15 protein-coding genes and 2 pseudogenes are annotated in these 14,301 nt (G+C 54.7%); 14 read left to right on the top strand and 3 right to left on the bottom strand.

The features are described 5' to 3' along the window. Positions 1–37: 37 nt before the first annotated feature. The 7 genes from urtA to ROLI_RS15305 all read left to right on the top strand — a co-directional run bounded on the left by urtA (position 38) and on the right by ROLI_RS15305 (position 6,576). Complete coding sequence (gene urtA, locus ROLI_RS15335; protein WP_187432140.1) at positions 38–1,309, top strand: urea ABC transporter substrate-binding protein; 1,272 nt, start codon at positions 38–40, stop codon at positions 1,307–1,309. Between the two features lie 73 nt (positions 1,310–1,382). Next, entirely contained in the window at positions 1,383–2,309 is a 927-nt protein-coding gene (urtB, locus tag ROLI_RS15330) for an urea ABC transporter permease subunit UrtB (RefSeq protein WP_187432141.1), read from the top strand. Between the two features lie 12 nt (positions 2,310–2,321). Further along, positions 2,322–3,461: an urea ABC transporter permease subunit UrtC gene (gene urtC / locus ROLI_RS15325; RefSeq protein ID WP_187432142.1), complete on the top strand. Its 1,140-nt coding sequence runs from the start codon at positions 2,322–2,324 to the stop codon at positions 3,459–3,461. 11 nt (positions 3,462–3,472) lie between these two features. Next, entirely contained in the window at positions 3,473–4,222 is a 750-nt protein-coding gene (gene urtD, locus ROLI_RS15320; protein ID WP_187432143.1) for an urea ABC transporter ATP-binding protein UrtD, read from the top strand. A gap of 12 nt (positions 4,223–4,234) precedes the next feature. After that, entirely contained in the window at positions 4,235–4,924 is a 690-nt protein-coding gene (gene urtE / locus ROLI_RS15315; RefSeq protein WP_187432144.1) for an urea ABC transporter ATP-binding subunit UrtE, read from the top strand. A 33-nt stretch (positions 4,925–4,957) separates the two neighbouring features. Then, the gene (gene fmdA, locus ROLI_RS15310) at positions 4,958–6,187 is read left to right on the top strand and encodes a formamidase (protein ID WP_187432145.1); all 1,230 of its coding nucleotides are present in this window, start codon (positions 4,958–4,960) and stop codon (positions 6,185–6,187) included. A gap of 59 nt (positions 6,188–6,246) precedes the next feature. After that, positions 6,247–6,576 carry a zinc ribbon domain-containing protein gene (locus tag ROLI_RS15305; protein ID WP_187432146.1) on the top strand — a complete coding sequence of 110 codons (330 nt, stop codon included), beginning with the start codon at positions 6,247–6,249 and terminating at the stop codon, positions 6,574–6,576. Positions 6,577–7,102: 526 nt separating this feature from the next. On the opposite strand, the gene ROLI_RS15300 is transcribed toward ROLI_RS15305, so the two are convergent. Together ROLI_RS15300 and ROLI_RS15295 are read right to left on the bottom strand one after the other, a co-directional pair. After that, entirely contained in the window at positions 7,103–8,059 is a 957-nt protein-coding gene (locus ROLI_RS15300) for a hypothetical protein (protein ID WP_187432147.1), read from the bottom strand. A 27-nt stretch (positions 8,060–8,086) separates the two neighbouring features. After that, positions 8,087–9,007 carry a ComEC/Rec2 family competence protein gene (locus tag ROLI_RS15295; RefSeq protein WP_187432148.1) on the bottom strand — a complete coding sequence of 307 codons (921 nt, stop codon included), beginning with the start codon at positions 9,005–9,007 and terminating at the stop codon, positions 8,087–8,089. A gap of 213 nt (positions 9,008–9,220) precedes the next feature. Here ROLI_RS15295 and ROLI_RS15290 point away from each other — a divergent pair, with 213 nt between their 5' ends. Beyond that, positions 9,221–9,775, top strand: coding sequence for a recombinase family protein (locus ROLI_RS15290; RefSeq protein WP_338469191.1), 555 nt, complete (start codon positions 9,221–9,223; stop codon positions 9,773–9,775). Positions 9,776–9,872: 97 nt separating this feature from the next. On the opposite strand, the gene ROLI_RS15285 is transcribed toward ROLI_RS15290, so the two are convergent. Then, a complete protein-coding gene (locus ROLI_RS15285; protein ID WP_187432150.1) occupies positions 9,873–10,100 on the bottom strand; it encodes a DUF6471 domain-containing protein in 228 nt (75 codons plus the stop codon). A 98-nt stretch (positions 10,101–10,198) separates the two neighbouring features. Here ROLI_RS15285 and ROLI_RS15280 point away from each other — a divergent pair, with 98 nt between their 5' ends. From ROLI_RS15280 to ROLI_RS15255, 6 genes and pseudogenes are all read left to right on the top strand, one after another. Next, a complete protein-coding gene (locus ROLI_RS15280) occupies positions 10,199–11,116 on the top strand; it encodes an IS1595 family transposase (protein WP_405048971.1) in 918 nt (305 codons plus the stop codon). A 279-nt stretch (positions 11,117–11,395) separates the two neighbouring features. Beyond that, on the top strand, positions 11,396–12,514 hold the full coding sequence (locus ROLI_RS15275) for an IS110 family transposase (protein WP_187431339.1): 1,119 nt from the start codon (positions 11,396–11,398) through the stop codon (positions 12,512–12,514). Positions 12,515–12,541: 27 nt separating this feature from the next. Continuing rightward, positions 12,542–12,829 (top strand): annotated as a pseudogene (locus tag ROLI_RS15270) (IS3 family transposase); the annotation flags it as partial. A 388-nt stretch (positions 12,830–13,217) separates the two neighbouring features. Continuing rightward, a complete protein-coding gene (locus ROLI_RS15265; protein ID WP_187431338.1) occupies positions 13,218–13,583 on the top strand; it encodes a hypothetical protein in 366 nt (121 codons plus the stop codon). A gap of 63 nt (positions 13,584–13,646) precedes the next feature. Next, positions 13,647–14,080: pseudogene (locus ROLI_RS15260) on the top strand (transposase); the annotation flags it as partial. Positions 14,081–14,129: 49 nt separating this feature from the next. Next, the gene (locus ROLI_RS15255) at positions 14,130–14,255 is read left to right on the top strand and encodes a transposase domain-containing protein (RefSeq protein ID WP_187431336.1); all 126 of its coding nucleotides are present in this window, start codon (positions 14,130–14,132) and stop codon (positions 14,253–14,255) included. Positions 14,256–14,301 lie beyond the last annotated feature (46 nt).

Raw genomic sequence — 14,301 nt, 5'->3', positions numbered from 1 at the left:
TCTGCACAAATACCGCAATCAACTGAAAGGATTGTCCATGTCTGATAAGAAATTCCCGGCAAAGATGACAGGCGCGAGCCGTCGTGCGTTTATGGCTGGCACCGCCGCGATGACAGCCTCGCTGTTTTTGCCCAAAAGCCTGCGCGCCGCTGATTTTCCTACCGCTGAAGTCAACACAACCGGCCTCGCAGTGACTGATGACACCGTCACGATCGGAATTCTGCATTCCGTCACGGGCACGATGGCAATCTCGGAGACCGGTTCCGTTCAGGCTGAAAAACTGGCCATCGAACAGATCAACGCTCAGGGTGGTATTCTGGGTCGCAAGATCGAATATATTCAGGAAGATGGCGCGTCTGACTGGCCCACATTTGCGGAAAAGGCGCGCAAATTGCTGGTGAATGACAAGGTTGCGTCCGTCATGGGTTGCTGGACGTCCGCCAGCCGCAAGGCGGTTCTGCCGGTCTTTGAGCAGCATAACGGGTTCCTCTATTACCCGACTTTCTATGAAGGTCTCGAGCAGTCACCCAATGTGATCTACACGGGCCAGGAAGCGACCCAGCAGATCATCGCGGGCCTTGATTGGGTTTCTGAAACCAAAGGCGCCAAGTCGTTTTATCTTCTCGGGTCCGATTACATCTGGCCACGCACATCCAATAAAATCGCGCGCAAGCATATCGAAAATTTCCTGCCGGATTCCAAGGTTGTGGGCGAGGAATATTATCCGCTGGGCCATACCCAGTTCAACTCCGTCATCAACAAGATCCGCCTGCGCAAGCCCGATGTGATCTATGCCATCGTTGTCGGCGGTTCCAATGTGGCATTCTATAAGCAGTTGAAAGCCGCGGGGATCGATCCGGCAGGTGAAAGCCCGATGGTGCTGACCATCTCCGTGACCGAGGATGAAATCCGTGGCATCGGCGGCGAGAATATCGAAGGCACCTATGCCTGCATGAAATATTTCCAGAGCCTTCAGAACGAAAACAACCTCGCATTCGTCAAGGCCTTCAAGGAGATGTGGGGCGAGGACATCGTGATCGGTGACGTGACGCAGGCGGCTTACCTCGGACCTTGGCTGTGGAAGGCTGCGGTCGAGAAGGCGGGTTCCTTTGACGTGGATAAAGTGCGCGAGGCCAGCCCAGGTATTGAGATGACAACCGCGCCCGAGGGATACGTGAAAATACACGAAAATCACCATCTGTGGTCCAAGACCCGCGTGGGCCGTGCGCAGGCGGATGGTCAATATGAAGTGGTCTTTGAGACTGCGGAGTTGGTGGAGCCGGATCCGTTCCCGGAAGGCTACCAGTAAGCACCGCAAGGGGAGGCGTATTGCCAGGATACGCCCCCCGCCTTTCTCCCCCAACATGACACGGAGGCACAGGATGTTTGCCGACTACTCAATGAGCGAACTAGGCGCGATTTTCGCCATGCAGGGCTTCGCCGGCCTTATTCTGTTCTCGGTCTTCGTGCTGATGGCCTTGGGTTTGGCCATCATTTTTGGCCAAATGGGCGTGATCAACATGGCGCATGGCGAGTTCATGATCCTCGGCGCCTATATGACCTATCTGACGTCCAATCTGTTTGAGGCCTATCTGCCTGGCCTCTTTAGCATGTATTTCTTTGTCGCAATGATCATCGCATTCTTCGCGTCCGGCTTATTGGGTCTTTTCGTTGAATGGGCGATGATCCGACACCTCTACAAACGCCCGCTTGACACATTGCTCGCCACCTGGGGTTTGAGCCTGATCTTGCAGCAGCTCTATCGCAGCGTTTTCGGTGCGCGCGAAGTCGGCGTGAGCATCCCGGATTGGATGATGGGATCGCTACCGCTCACCGATCTGGTCGAAATCCCGATCAACGGCATATTTGTCATGGTGCTGGCAGTAACGATCTCGCTGGCCGTCTATTATCTGATGTTTCGCTCCTCTTGGGGTCTGCAGGTACGCGCGATCAGCCAAAATCGGGTGATGGCCGATGCGGTCGGGATCAACACCGCCTGGACCGACCGTCTGACCTTTGGCATCGGCTGCGGTGTCGCGGGCGTGGCGGGTTCCGCCTTCACGATGATCGGATCGACCGGGCCCACAGCGGGGCAGCTCTATATTGTGGATACCTTCCTTGTCGTGGTCTTTGGTGGCGCAGGCAGCCTGCTCGGCACCATCGCCAGCGCCTTTTCGATCAGTCAGGCACAGTCGATCATGGAATTCTTCCTCTCCGGTTCGATGGCCAAAGTGCTGACGCTGCTGATTGTCGTCGGCATCCTGATGATCCGCCCGCAAGGTCTGTTCACCCTCAAGCTGCGCAAATAAGGAGCCTGACAGATGAGCATCGCCTCCAACCGCCTGTTCACCCGGCAAGACATCGTTGGCTTTGCCATACTCGCCGCGATCATCTTCATTGTCCTGCCGCTGGCACTGGACAGCTTCCGCCTCAACTTGTTTGGCAAATACCTGACCTACGCTTTCGTCGCGGTCGGTCTGGTGCTGTGTTGGGGGGCCGGTGGCATCCTCAGCCTTGGCCAAGGCGTCTTCTTCGGACTGGGCGGCTACTGCATGGCGATGTTTCTCAAACTCGAAGCCTCAACACCTGAAAACACGTCCATCCAATCCACGCCCGGCATCCCCGATTTCATGGATTGGAACCAGCTCACAGCTTTGCCATGGTGGTGGGAACCGTTCAGCCATCTCGCTTTTGCCCTTTTTGCGGTTGTCGCGGTGCCGGTCATATTCGCCTTTATCATCGGCATGGCGATGTTTCGTCGGCGCGTGGGCGGGGTTTATTTTGCGATCATCACCCAGGCCTTCGCCGCGATCCTGACGATCCTGATCATCGGGCAACAGGGTTTCACCGGCGGTGTGAACGGCATTACCGATCTGCGCACATTGCAGGGCTGGGACATCCGGACTGAGGCCGCAAAAGAGACGCTCTATTACGTCAACGGCGTGTTGCTCTTCATCTGCCTGTTCATCGCGCAATTCGTGCGCAAATCAAAACTGGGCCGCCTGCTTATCGCGATGCGGGATCAGGAAGACCGGGTGCGCTTTTCCGGTTATGACGTTGCAAGCTTCAAGATCTTCATCTTCTGCTTGGGCGCTGCATTTGCCGGGATCGGCGGGGCCATGTTCACTTTGCAGGTCGGGTTTATGTCGCCGACGCTTGTCGGCATCGTGCCCTCCATCGAAATGGTGATCTTCTGTGCTGTGGGCGGGCGTCTGTCCATCATCGGTGCGGTCTATGGCGCGCTTTTGGTGAATTGGGCAAAAACCTCGCTCTCTGAGAGCTTTCCGGAGTTGTGGCTGTTCGGTCTTGGCGGTCTGTTCATCGCTGTCGTGATGCTCTTTCCCAACGGGTTGGCCGGGCTTTACGCCGACCATGTCGCCCCGCGCATCAACCGCCTTTTGGCAAAATCCGCGACCGACGCAACCAAGCCTGACGACGCAACCCGCGCGGCGGCGGAATAGGAGACAGACCCATGTTGGACCAGAACCCCAATTTCGTTCTCTCCGTCGAAGGGCTGACCGTCTCTTTTGACGGGTTCAAGGCGGTCGATGACCTCAGCTTTTATGTTGAGCCCAATGAATGCCGCGTCATCATCGGCCCAAATGGTGCCGGCAAGACAACCGTGCTTGACCTTATCTGCGGGCGCACCATGGCGACCAGCGGGTCCGTCAATTTCAAGGGTCAGGAACTCTTGAGCATGCGCGAGGATCAGATCGTGCATGCCGGTGTCGGGCGCAAATTCCAGACACCTTCGGTTTACGAGGACTTGACGGTTTTCGAAAATCTGGAGCTGTCCTACCCGCATGGTTACAGCGTTTTTGGCGCGCTGACGTTTCGTCGTAACGACGCGGTCAGGTCACGGATTAAGGAGATCGCCAAGACGATTTTCCTCGAGGCATTGCTTGATGAGAAAGCCGCGTTTCTGAGCCATGGGCAAAAGCAATGGCTCGAAATTGGCATGTTGCTGATCCAGGACCCCGAACTTCTGATGCTGGATGAACCCGTTGCGGGCATGTCTGTGGCTGAGCGCAAGAAAACCGCGGAACTTCTCAACACGATTATCAAGGACCGTTCGGTGATTGTGATCGAGCACGACATGGGATTTGTCGCCGATATCGCGACGCGCGTGACCGTATTGCACCAGGGCAAGACCCTCTCTGAGGGCTCCATGGAACGGGTGCAAAACGACCCCAAGGTCATCGAAGTTTATCTCGGCCACTGAAAAGGAGCCTCCATGCTTTCGATCAAGAATCTCCGCGCGGCCTATGGCGAATCCGAAGTGCTTCACGGTCTCGACCTGGACGTGAAACCAGCCGAGATTGTCGCCATAATGGGTCGCAATGGCATGGGCAAAACCACGCTGATGAAGACGCTCATGGGTATCCTGCCCGAAAGGGACGGCGACGCGCGGGTGGGCGAAACCTCTGTTTATGGCATGAAACCGCACCAGCGCGTGGCCGCGGGGCTTGCTTATGTGCCACAGGGTCGGATGATCTTTTCCTCCATGACCGTGCGCGAAAACATCGAAACCGGGCTTACGACGACAGGCTCCAAGGATATCCCCGAGGACATATACGAACTCTTTCCGGTGCTGTTGGAAATGAAGTCGCGCCGGGGGGGCAACCTTTCTGGCGGTCAACAACAGCAGCTGGCCATTGCACGCGCTCTGGCAAGCGCGCCGAAGGTGCTTTTGCTTGATGAGCCAACTGAGGGCATTCAGCCGTCGATCATCCGCGAAATGGCCCGCACCCTGCGCCGCATTCGCGACGAGAAAAACCTGACGATCGTCGTGTCAGAACAAGTTTTGAGCTTTGCGCTGGACGTGGCTGACCGGGTGATCGTGATCGAGAACGGGAGTTTTGTCCATGACAGCCCCCGCGATGGCATCGACGCCGACCGCGTATCGAAATTTCTATCCGTTTGACGTCAAGAAACTAAGAAGGAGAGGACCTACACCATGGCAGACACATTAATTTCTGTGGATCTCAGCGAAAGCCCGCACACGAACGAGAATATCCACAACCGCTGGCATCCTGACATTCCCATCAACATCTGGGTTGAGCAGGGCGATGATTTCAAGATCGAAACCTACGACTGGACCGGCGGGCAGATCAAAAACGACGATGATGCCTCCGATGTGCGCGATGTGGAACTTGAACAGGTGCATTACCTCTCGGGACCCATTGGCGTCAAAGGGGCCGAACCGGGCGATCTGCTGGTCGTCGAAATTCTGGACATCGGTGCCAAGGAAGAGATGAACTGGGGCTTTAACGGCTTCTTTTCCAAGAACAACGGGGGTGGTTTTCTGACCGATCACTTCCCATCGGCACAGAAATCGATCTGGGATTTCGACGGCATGTTCACCAAATCCCGCCACGTGCCTGGCGTGAAATACGCAGGGCTCATCCACCCCGGCCTGATCGGGTGTTTGCCGGATCGCAAGATGCTGGACATGTGGAACAGCCGCGAGACCAAGCTTTTCAACACCGACCCCGAGCGTGTACCGCCGCTGGCTGCGCTGCCCAATACACAAAGCGCGCATATGGGTGCCATGCAGGGTGATGCACGTGACAAGGCCGCCATGGAAGCCGCCCGCACGGTGCCCCCGCGCGAACATGGCGGGAACTGCGACATCAAGGATCTGAGCCGGGGCTGCAAGATCTATTTCCCCGTTTATGTGGACGGCGCAGGCCTTTCGATGGGGGACCTCCATTTCAGCCAGGGTGACGGTGAGATCACCTTCTGCGGGGCCATCGAAATGGCCGGTTGGCTGCATCTGAAGGTTGAGGTCATCAAGGCTGGCATGGAGAAATACGGGGTCAAGAACCCGATCTTCAAACCTTCTCCGATCAAGCCGCAATATGATGATTTCCTGATTTTTGAGGGGATTTCTGTCGATGAGAGTGGTGAGCAGCACTACCTTGATGTACATATTGCCTACCGGCAGGCTTGCCTTAACGCCATAGAGTATTTGAAGAAATTTGGCTACACTGGCGCGCAGGCCTACTCCATTCTCGGAACGGCCCCAGTGCAGGGGCACATTTCCGGCGTTGTTGATATTCCCAACGCTTGTGCCACGCTTTGGTTGCCGAACGATATATTCGAATGGGACATGATGCCCAACGCCGATGGCCCGAAGAAATATCTCGATGGCTCCGTTGATATGCCGATTGCGCCGGATCTTTGAAAAATACAACGGGCGGTTTGATGCAAGCCGCCCGGCCCCCAAACAACAAGGAGCAGGACATGCCTCTATATGACTATTATTGCGAGGACTGCGGTCCCTTTACCGCCTTCGCCACTCTGGAGCGGTTCAATGTGCCCTGTGAGTGCCCGGAATGCGCCAGCAGCGCGCCCCGCGTTTTATTGAACGCACCGAGGCTTGCCGTCATGTCGGGCGGTACGCGTCGTGCGCATGAAACAAATGAACGCAGCGCCGACAGCCCCAAAAGGTCCAGTCATGGGCCGGGGTGTTCATGCTGTTCGTCTTCCAAAGCACGCCCCTCCAAGACCCTGCATCATGCCAATGGCGCAAAGTCTTTCCCGACGAAACGGCCCTGGATGATCTCGCACTGACTGCCCCCGTAATATGTGGTTTCAAGCATTGGAAAAATGTCGAAGCTCATTTGCCCAAGCCGTATCTGTTCCCGCGTGATGTCCGTTGAGATGCCAATCTGAAGTCACTCCAGACTTTGAATGAATCGTGCTCAGGGGCTGAGGACGGCCCGAAACGGTCGTCCATTACATTCAACAACTGTGGCTAAAGCGTCCCAAAATTGCCTTGGGTCCGATTTGACGGACCCGTTGAACGAGGTCCATTGGGCCAAGCGCGGGGTCGGCCCTGCCAGCTTTTGGGCAAGCTCCGCGGTATTTTTTCGGCGTGATCAGGTGTTGCCGCGTCGACAATCGGATCGGCGCATCACGATGGGTTCGCAGCGCCGCGTTGATTGACATGCCTTCGTTTTTTGCGCGTCAGTTTCGCCCCGAATTCCCCCGTTTTCTGTTGCCACGCATCAATAAATTGCCAAAAATCGATATCCCGGTCCAAAAAGGCACCCAAAGCTATTAGGTTTGGCGGCCTGCACCGGACTGGTCTCGCGGTTTACAGGCGCTTCAGGTCAGACACGACGTCTTTTAGAAGCTCTTTCTTCGCAGCGTCGGTCTCGGTGTTGAGCAGGTCCCGATATTGAGCCAGAAGGTCGAGGTTGCGAGCATTCTTCTGGCGCAACTGAACTGTAGAAAGACCAACCTGTGGCAAGATGGCCTCTACGATCCTGTCAATTGTCTGGAACAGAAAATCCACACTATACCCGGCGATAAAACCCAGAGCGGCCGCCGAGATTTGCAGGAGCTGACCGTCTTCGTCGGTTATTTGTGCAATAAACAGGATGATGGCACCGCCGCTCAGCGTGCCAAGAATGATGCGATTAATGTGTTCAGGCGCACGACTGGGGTCAAATTCCCGATCTCGCAGCGTCCGGGCCGTCACCCTCAACATATGCGCCAACGCGCCAAGCGTCCCATAAACGAAGGGCTCCATATATTGCGAAAACTGATAAGCGTAACTGACTTTATAGTCCCAGTCTTCCCATTCCTCCTCAAAATCCGTCAAGTTGAAATCGTGGTAGAACTGCAGGAAATTGGACAACAGAACCATCACGATCATCACGATGACGGTAATCCATAGTTTGAACAGATATCGGCCAGCTGGACTGGTCTGCATCTTACCCTCTTTTTCCGGCGTTGTGGCGCTCAGGGTGTCGGGGGTGACATTGGCGAACTGGCTTTGCAGTTTTTGGTAGGCCTCCACCAGAAGTCCGATTTCCTGCGGTGAGAGTTCGCCTTTGGTCTCCCACTGAATGCGGGCGTTATAAATATCTTGGAAACTGACGTCGGCGGGCACCCGACCTGTGCGCACGCCATGCTGGGCCAATAGGCCGACGTCATCCAGCAGCTTTTCGGTGATGTTAATTTCGCGCCCAGCTTTGCGGCGAAAGATACTCATGAATCCGGTTTCCGTTTCGGGCTGGTCGGGAATGCTGTTCTGTTGGTCTGTCATTGCGCGCTCCTCAAAACGTTCGAATTCCTAGTTGTCATTCGCTGAATAAATGATGCCGTTCACGTGATAACTCTCGCCATCCGAGAATACGATAATATGGCGATCCTCGACATAGCTGTCGGACAAGCGACCACCTTCGCCGCTGTTGGTGAGAAAAACGGTGGGGTCACTTTCCAAATCCGACAGACGGTCCAAAATTGACTGTCGTGGCAAGCGATACTTCAGGTTCCGCCCGCCATTGCCGATGGAAATCACGGCCACCTCGGGCAACAGAAACCGCAGAAAATCTTCGTTTGAACTGGTTTCCGAGCCGTGGTGGTTCACCTTGAGAACGTCAATGTCCCCCACCGCACGGGCCACCAGCGGCTCCATCTTTTTCGTGCCGTTGCCGCCACCCGTCAGATCCCCACCGATGAAATACGAAAAGTTGCCGATTGAGATCACCAGAGCGATGCTCAGATCGTTGTCCTTGTTCTTGGGTATGGAAATACTGTCCAGAACGCAGGACGGTTTAGTTTCTTTCAGAAATTCGCCCGCACCGGCCACGACCATGACGGAGATATCCGGGCCCAAGTCGATCGTCTTGTCGCATCCGGGCCGAAGTGTCGTTCTGAGTGAGGAGGCGTATTCAATATAGGTCCCGTATTCCGTCTTGTTCCCTTTTGCCGTCGTTTCGGTTCGACTGGTGACGCCACCTCGATCAAAAACAGCCTCCGTGAACAGAATGCCCTCATCGATCAGCTCGTGAAAACCACCGATGTGATCCGCATCGTAATGTGTCGCCAAAAAGTAGTTGATTTGGTTAAGGCCCAGTTTCTTCAGCTCTGGCACCAGAATATTTCGCCCGTATCCTCTGTCGCCGGCATCGACAAGCAAACTCCGGCGGGACACAGTATCCATGATCAGGGTGGAATCCCCGGTTTCCACATCAAAGTGGTAAATTAACAAATCTGCGTGGCTCTGCGGGGGGATAATCGCAAATGCCAACACCAGAGTATAAAAATGAAAGCGGTTCCGGAAATTCACATCCAAACCAAGCCAAATAAATCAAAGAATAGCAAATGTTAACCAAAAAATCTGAAAAATGCAACCTAAAGTTAGGTGTGATCCCTGTGTAAAAGTTTGTGGAAGGAAGCAGGAGGCAAGTAGTTGTGGCCGGTTTTGGCCACATCTGAGCATTGTGGTGCAATCCCAGTTTATGTGCGGATGTCGACCGATCACCAGAAGTGCTCGACCGAGAACCAGCTCGACATAATCCGGAATTTTGCTTCCGTCCGGGGTTTGCAGATCCTGCGCGTCTTTGACGACTCCGGACGGTTCGGATTGCGCTTGTACGGCCGCGAGGCGCTGCAGAACCTGATGGTCGAGGTCCGAACAGTCCAGGCTGATTTCAGGGCCATTCTGGTCTGTGACGTCAGCCGCTGGGGCCAGCTTCAGGATGCTGATAAAGGGGCCTGTCACGAGCATGTCTGCTCTCGTGCCGGGATCCGGGTCCATTATTGTGGCGAGCAGTTCGAAAACGACAGCAGCATCGGCTCTAACCTGCTGAAGACCGTCAAGCGAGTCATGGCAGGCGAATACAGCCGCGAGCTTTCCGTGAAGGTCTTCGCCAGGCAATGCCGTTTGGTGGAGCTTGGCTGCCTGAGAGCACAAACCTATGACTCCTTCGCAGTCACATTTAACGACATTTCGGATGAAGGGCTGAGGTGCCCCTAGATTTCTAGACGCTTTGCTTGGTAATTTTACGACATTATGGAGCAAGCTCACCAAACATGATGAAGTAATACACTTTATTTAGTGTTTTTATGCGCGATCACGCTTCTAGGTTGACGTTGTTGGCACCTATTGCATCCATACACATCATAAAGAATGCAGCCGTGAAGCTGCCCCGGCTTATCTTGTTCGCAAGGTTGCGCTCATTCTCGGTAGCACCAAAGGCGGCAAGCTTTTCCGCCAACTGGGCATAAGTGATCCCGCGCCGTTTGAGTTCGGATTTCAGTATATTCTTGGCTTTAGCTTCATAGGCATCTGTTGCTGACATCATCGAATCCTCATAAAATACATCATTTATGATGATATAACTCTTGCATGTGATGAACACTATACCTGTATACGATGTATAACATCATCGGATATGATATGTCACAGCACTTTCTACTCTCGCCCGCAGCCAAAACACTTTCACTTGTGAAGGTCATGCGCATGTCTCACGACGAAGCCCGCGATGCTGTCCGCAATATCCGCTTCGCTGACACCGATGGCGCACCATATTGCCCAGAGTGCGGTTGCTGTGAAGCCTACGACCTCAGAACACGTCAGGTATACAAGTGCAAAGGGTGCGCAAAGCAATACAGCCTGACCTCTGGCACGATCTTCGCAAGCCGCAAACTGGCGATCCGCGATATTCTGGCGGCAATCGCGATCTTTATAAACGGCGCAAAGGGCTACAGCGCATTGCAGTTGTCCCGCGATCTGTCGGTTGACTACAAAACCGCGTTCGTCCTGCTGCACAAGGTCCGCGAAAGCATAGAGATTGCCCGCAACGAAGGCGCATTGTCCGGTTCTGTCGAAGTGGATGGCGCTTACTTCGGTGGCTATGTTAAGCCCGCAAACGAAAAGAAGGACCGCAAGGACCGCCGCAAGAAAATCCACCAGTCCGGCAAGCGTCAGTCTGTTATCGTCATGCGTGAGCGTGGTGGCCGCACAATTACCTATGTGACCGCCACAGAGGCCGAAGGCGTCGCTCTGGTCGCCGCAAACGTGCAGCACGGCTCCACAGTTCACGCTGACGAAGCGTCACACTGGGACAAGCTGGCCGCCTACTTCCCAATAAAGCGCATCAACCACCAGATCGCATATTCCAAAAATGGTGCCTGCACCAACCAAGCGGAAAGCTTCTTTAGCCGCCTGCGTCGCGCTGAGGTTGGCACACACCACCACATCGCAGGCAAGTATTTGGGCGCGTATGACAACCGATCTCGCCCTACAAGCGCTCTTGGCCGCGGTTTGGCGACGCAAGCCAAAGCAAAAGGTCATGATCCATTCCGACAGTCATAGAATGGACACCAGTTCTCGGGTGGTTTGACTCTAACACCGATCGACCATTCGTTGGGTTGGTACCGCTTGGCCTCTTGGTGTGATCTGACCCTCACTCCGATCGACCTGACTTGTGTCTTTCCCTGGACCTGTCGATCATCCGGGAACGCTTTGCGGTGAGGCTTCGTCTCGAAGATATCGCGTGACCAAAGAAGGGCCTGACCACTTGGTCTCATGACTGTCCTGTCCGTGCATTCTTTCTGGTGAAGTATGTCGAAAGCCGCCGCAAAGGATGATCCCATGGGCAAAACTAAGCAAACCATCCCAGTCGTTGGCGGGGTTGATACGCATAAAGATCTTCATGTTGCGGCAGTTGTCGATGATAATGATCAAGTGCTGGGCACGCAGAACTTTGCGACGACGCGGCAGGGTTACAAGTTGATGCTGGCGTGGATGCGGTCATTCGGGAACCTGCAGCGCATTGGGGTGGAATGCACCGGCAGTTGCGGCGCAGGACTTTTAAGATATATGCAGGTCGCTGATGTTGATGTTCTGGAGGTAACCGCACCACACAAGCTGGATCGAAGACGGCGCGGCAAGAATGATGACTTTGATGCTGAAAGTACCGCCCATGCGGCTTTCGCAGAGCGGCGCACAGTCACCCCGCGCAGTCGAGATAGAATGGTGGAATCCCTGCGTGTATTGAAGGTTTGCCGCAATGAGGAGGACCAGCAAACAGCGTGGGGCGCTGTTTGCCCGACGCATGCGGTTCAAGCACGCCGGATCGCGCTGCAAATAATCCAGACGACAATTGTTTGCGCTCCGGATCGATTGCGCGACACTCTGCGCAAAATGACCCGTATGCAATTGATACGGACTTTGGCGGCCTGGCAGCCCGACTTATCAGGGTATCGGGATGTTGAAGAAGCCTACAAGATCGCGCTCAAATCACTGGCACGTCGTTATCTCGAACTGCATGACGAAGTGGCCGACCTTGACGATATGATCGAAGCAATTGTCAAAGACCTGGCTCCAGAGCTGATCGCACGCAACTCAATTGGGTTGAACAGCGCGGCCCAACTTTTGCTGACTGCAGGTGACAATCCTGAACGACTGAGATCAGAGACAAGCTTTGCTGCTCTATGCGGTGTCAGTCCGGTTCCGGCGTCATCAGTCAAAACAACACGCCACCGGTTGAACCGGGGCGGCGACCGTGCCGCCAACAGCGCGCTTCATATCATTGCAATTGGACGGTTGCGACTGGATTCAAAGACCCAAGAATACGTGGCGCGCCGAGTAGCCCAAGGCCATTCCAAACTCGAAGCAATCCGCTGCGTCAAGCGATACATAGCTCGCGAAGTCTTCAACATCATCGCGCGACGCCACAAACAGATCAATCGGGCTCAGATCGCGGCTTGACACTTAGAAGGGCGTCCAAGGCTATAGTTCACGGGTGCAGAGTGGCAATCGGTTCTCAGCAAACACAATCTGGATGCCAGTATGAGCAGGCGTGGGAATTGCCATGACAATGCCGTGGCAGAGAACTTTTTTCACCTATTGAAACGGGAGCGGATCAGGCGACGAACGTACCTCACACGCGACGCAGCAAGGCAAGACGTGTTCGACTACATCGAGATGTTCTACAACCCTACACGCAAGCACACGAACAATAGCATGCAGTCACCGGTTGACTATGAAATGGAACAGCAGAAAATGAACAAGGCAAGCGTCTAGGAAACTAGGGGCACGTCATCTGCTCTTAGATAAGATCAAGCACGACGAGGGTAAAGGATGGGATGGGACCGGCTTGGTCATGGAGTACAAACGATTGTAGCAGAATGCATTCAAATGGCCTATCATTCGCGACGGCGTTTTACGGCTGGACCCTGCGCAATTTGAGGCGCTGTTTGCGGGTCTGGATTGGCGGGGGGTAACGCCGTTGAAGAGCCGTCTACCTGCTGCGACAGAATAACTCGGACGGCGTTTTACGCAGGCGGCTGAGGCGAGGTTTTGGTAAAAAACATCCATGCCTTTTCCTGCTGATCTTCCTCCCTCTCGGGACATCGCTATGCGATGCCCTGTCGGGCAGTGGACGATATCGATGCGTTCAAGGCCCTCTTAATTGACGGCAAAGGTCCAGATTGGCGCGCAAAACAGGACTATTGATGAGTGTGATGGCATCATCGAACTCAAGGAAGGTCCCGTTGTGCGCCTTGAAAAACTGCTGGCAGACTTCAAGCAGGCGCTTTACGGCGCAAAGTGCGAGAAGGGCCATCTATTGCCCGGCAGGCGATTACGTAGAAATCCGCCGGGAGGGCGGATCCATACCACCTTGCGCTGGACGATATTGAGACAGCCATGGCTGTCGTCCAGGTTGAGGATAAAGCAGTTGATCACCCCAAAGCAAAGAGCGCGGGGTTCTGCCAAAGCATTTGCTGCGCATCGAGGAAGTGCGCGCCCCAGACGTGACCTGTGGTTGCGGTACTGAGCGCCACGTCATCCTCTGCCCGGCAGTTGATTGCAAAGCGATCAATGAGAGGGGGGCAAAGGCGTCAGCAAACGGCTGGATATCATCCCTGCGCAGTTCCGCGTCATCGTCACCCGTCGTCCTAAGTATAGATGCCGGTCATGTGAAGCTGGAATTGTGCACGCGCCTGCCAAACTGCAACTGATCGAAGATGGGATGCCGGCCGAGGCGGCTGTCGCCAGTGTGATTGTCTCGAAGTATGCCGACCATCTGCCACTGTATCGTCAATCGCAAATCTATGCGCGATAGGGCGTCGATATCGACCGCTCCACTTTGGCGTTCTGGGTCGACAAGGCCGCACATGAACTGAGGCCGCGCCTTGCTGGCGCATCTCAAAGCATCTGCGAAGCTCTTCATGCCCTCTCGGCAGATTGCTGCGCAATCGTCTGCTGGGTAATAGATGAGACGCCGCTATGGTTCTCAATCCGGGAAGCGGCAGGACAAAGAAGGGTTACTTTTGAGCGATCACCCGCGATGATCGCGCATGGAATGTAACAGAACTGGGCCGTGCTCGCGTCACTGATTGAAACATGCAAACTCACCCAAATCGAGTCACATAATTATCTGACAGGCGTCCTCAAAGCCATCGTCAATCGCCATAAACAAAAGGAAATCGAGCAACTGCTACCCTGAAACTTCAAAACCTGAAGCAACGCTTACGTAGGGTGGGCTTTAGGCC

Origin of the sequence: Roseobacter fucihabitans, assembly GCF_014337925.2 — a bacterium.
Taxonomy (GTDB): Bacteria; Pseudomonadota; Alphaproteobacteria; order Rhodobacterales; family Rhodobacteraceae; genus Roseobacter; species Roseobacter fucihabitans.
Note: the sequence above shows the minus strand (reverse complement) of the source record. Positions and strands in the feature narration are given on the sequence as shown.

Bases quoted from the DNA above. Each gene is read 5' to 3' on its own strand.
- ROLI_RS15300 (WP_187432147.1), bottom strand. From the start codon at position 8,059: ATGACAGACCAACAGAACAGCATTCCCGACCAGCCCGAAACGGAAACC.
- ROLI_RS15275 (WP_187431339.1), top strand. From the start codon at position 11,396: ATGGGCAAAACTAAGCAAACCATCCCAGTCGTTGGCGGGGTTGATACG.
- urtC (WP_187432142.1), top strand. From the start codon at position 2,322: ATGAGCATCGCCTCCAACCGCCTGTTCACCCGGCAAGACATCGTTGGC.
- ROLI_RS15305 (WP_187432146.1), top strand. From the start codon at position 6,247: ATGCCTCTATATGACTATTATTGCGAGGACTGCGGTCCCTTTACCGCC.
- urtE (WP_187432144.1), top strand. From the start codon at position 4,235: ATGCTTTCGATCAAGAATCTCCGCGCGGCCTATGGCGAATCCGAAGTG.
- ROLI_RS15285 (WP_187432150.1), bottom strand. From the start codon at position 10,100: ATGTCAGCAACAGATGCCTATGAAGCTAAAGCCAAGAATATACTGAAA.
- ROLI_RS15280 (WP_405048971.1), top strand. From the start codon at position 10,199: ATGTCACAGCACTTTCTACTCTCGCCCGCAGCCAAAACACTTTCACTT.
- urtA (WP_187432140.1), top strand. From the start codon at position 38: ATGTCTGATAAGAAATTCCCGGCAAAGATGACAGGCGCGAGCCGTCGT.
- urtD (WP_187432143.1), top strand. From the start codon at position 3,473: ATGTTGGACCAGAACCCCAATTTCGTTCTCTCCGTCGAAGGGCTGACC.
- urtB (WP_187432141.1), top strand. From the start codon at position 1,383: ATGTTTGCCGACTACTCAATGAGCGAACTAGGCGCGATTTTCGCCATG.
- fmdA (WP_187432145.1), top strand. From the start codon at position 4,958: ATGGCAGACACATTAATTTCTGTGGATCTCAGCGAAAGCCCGCACACG.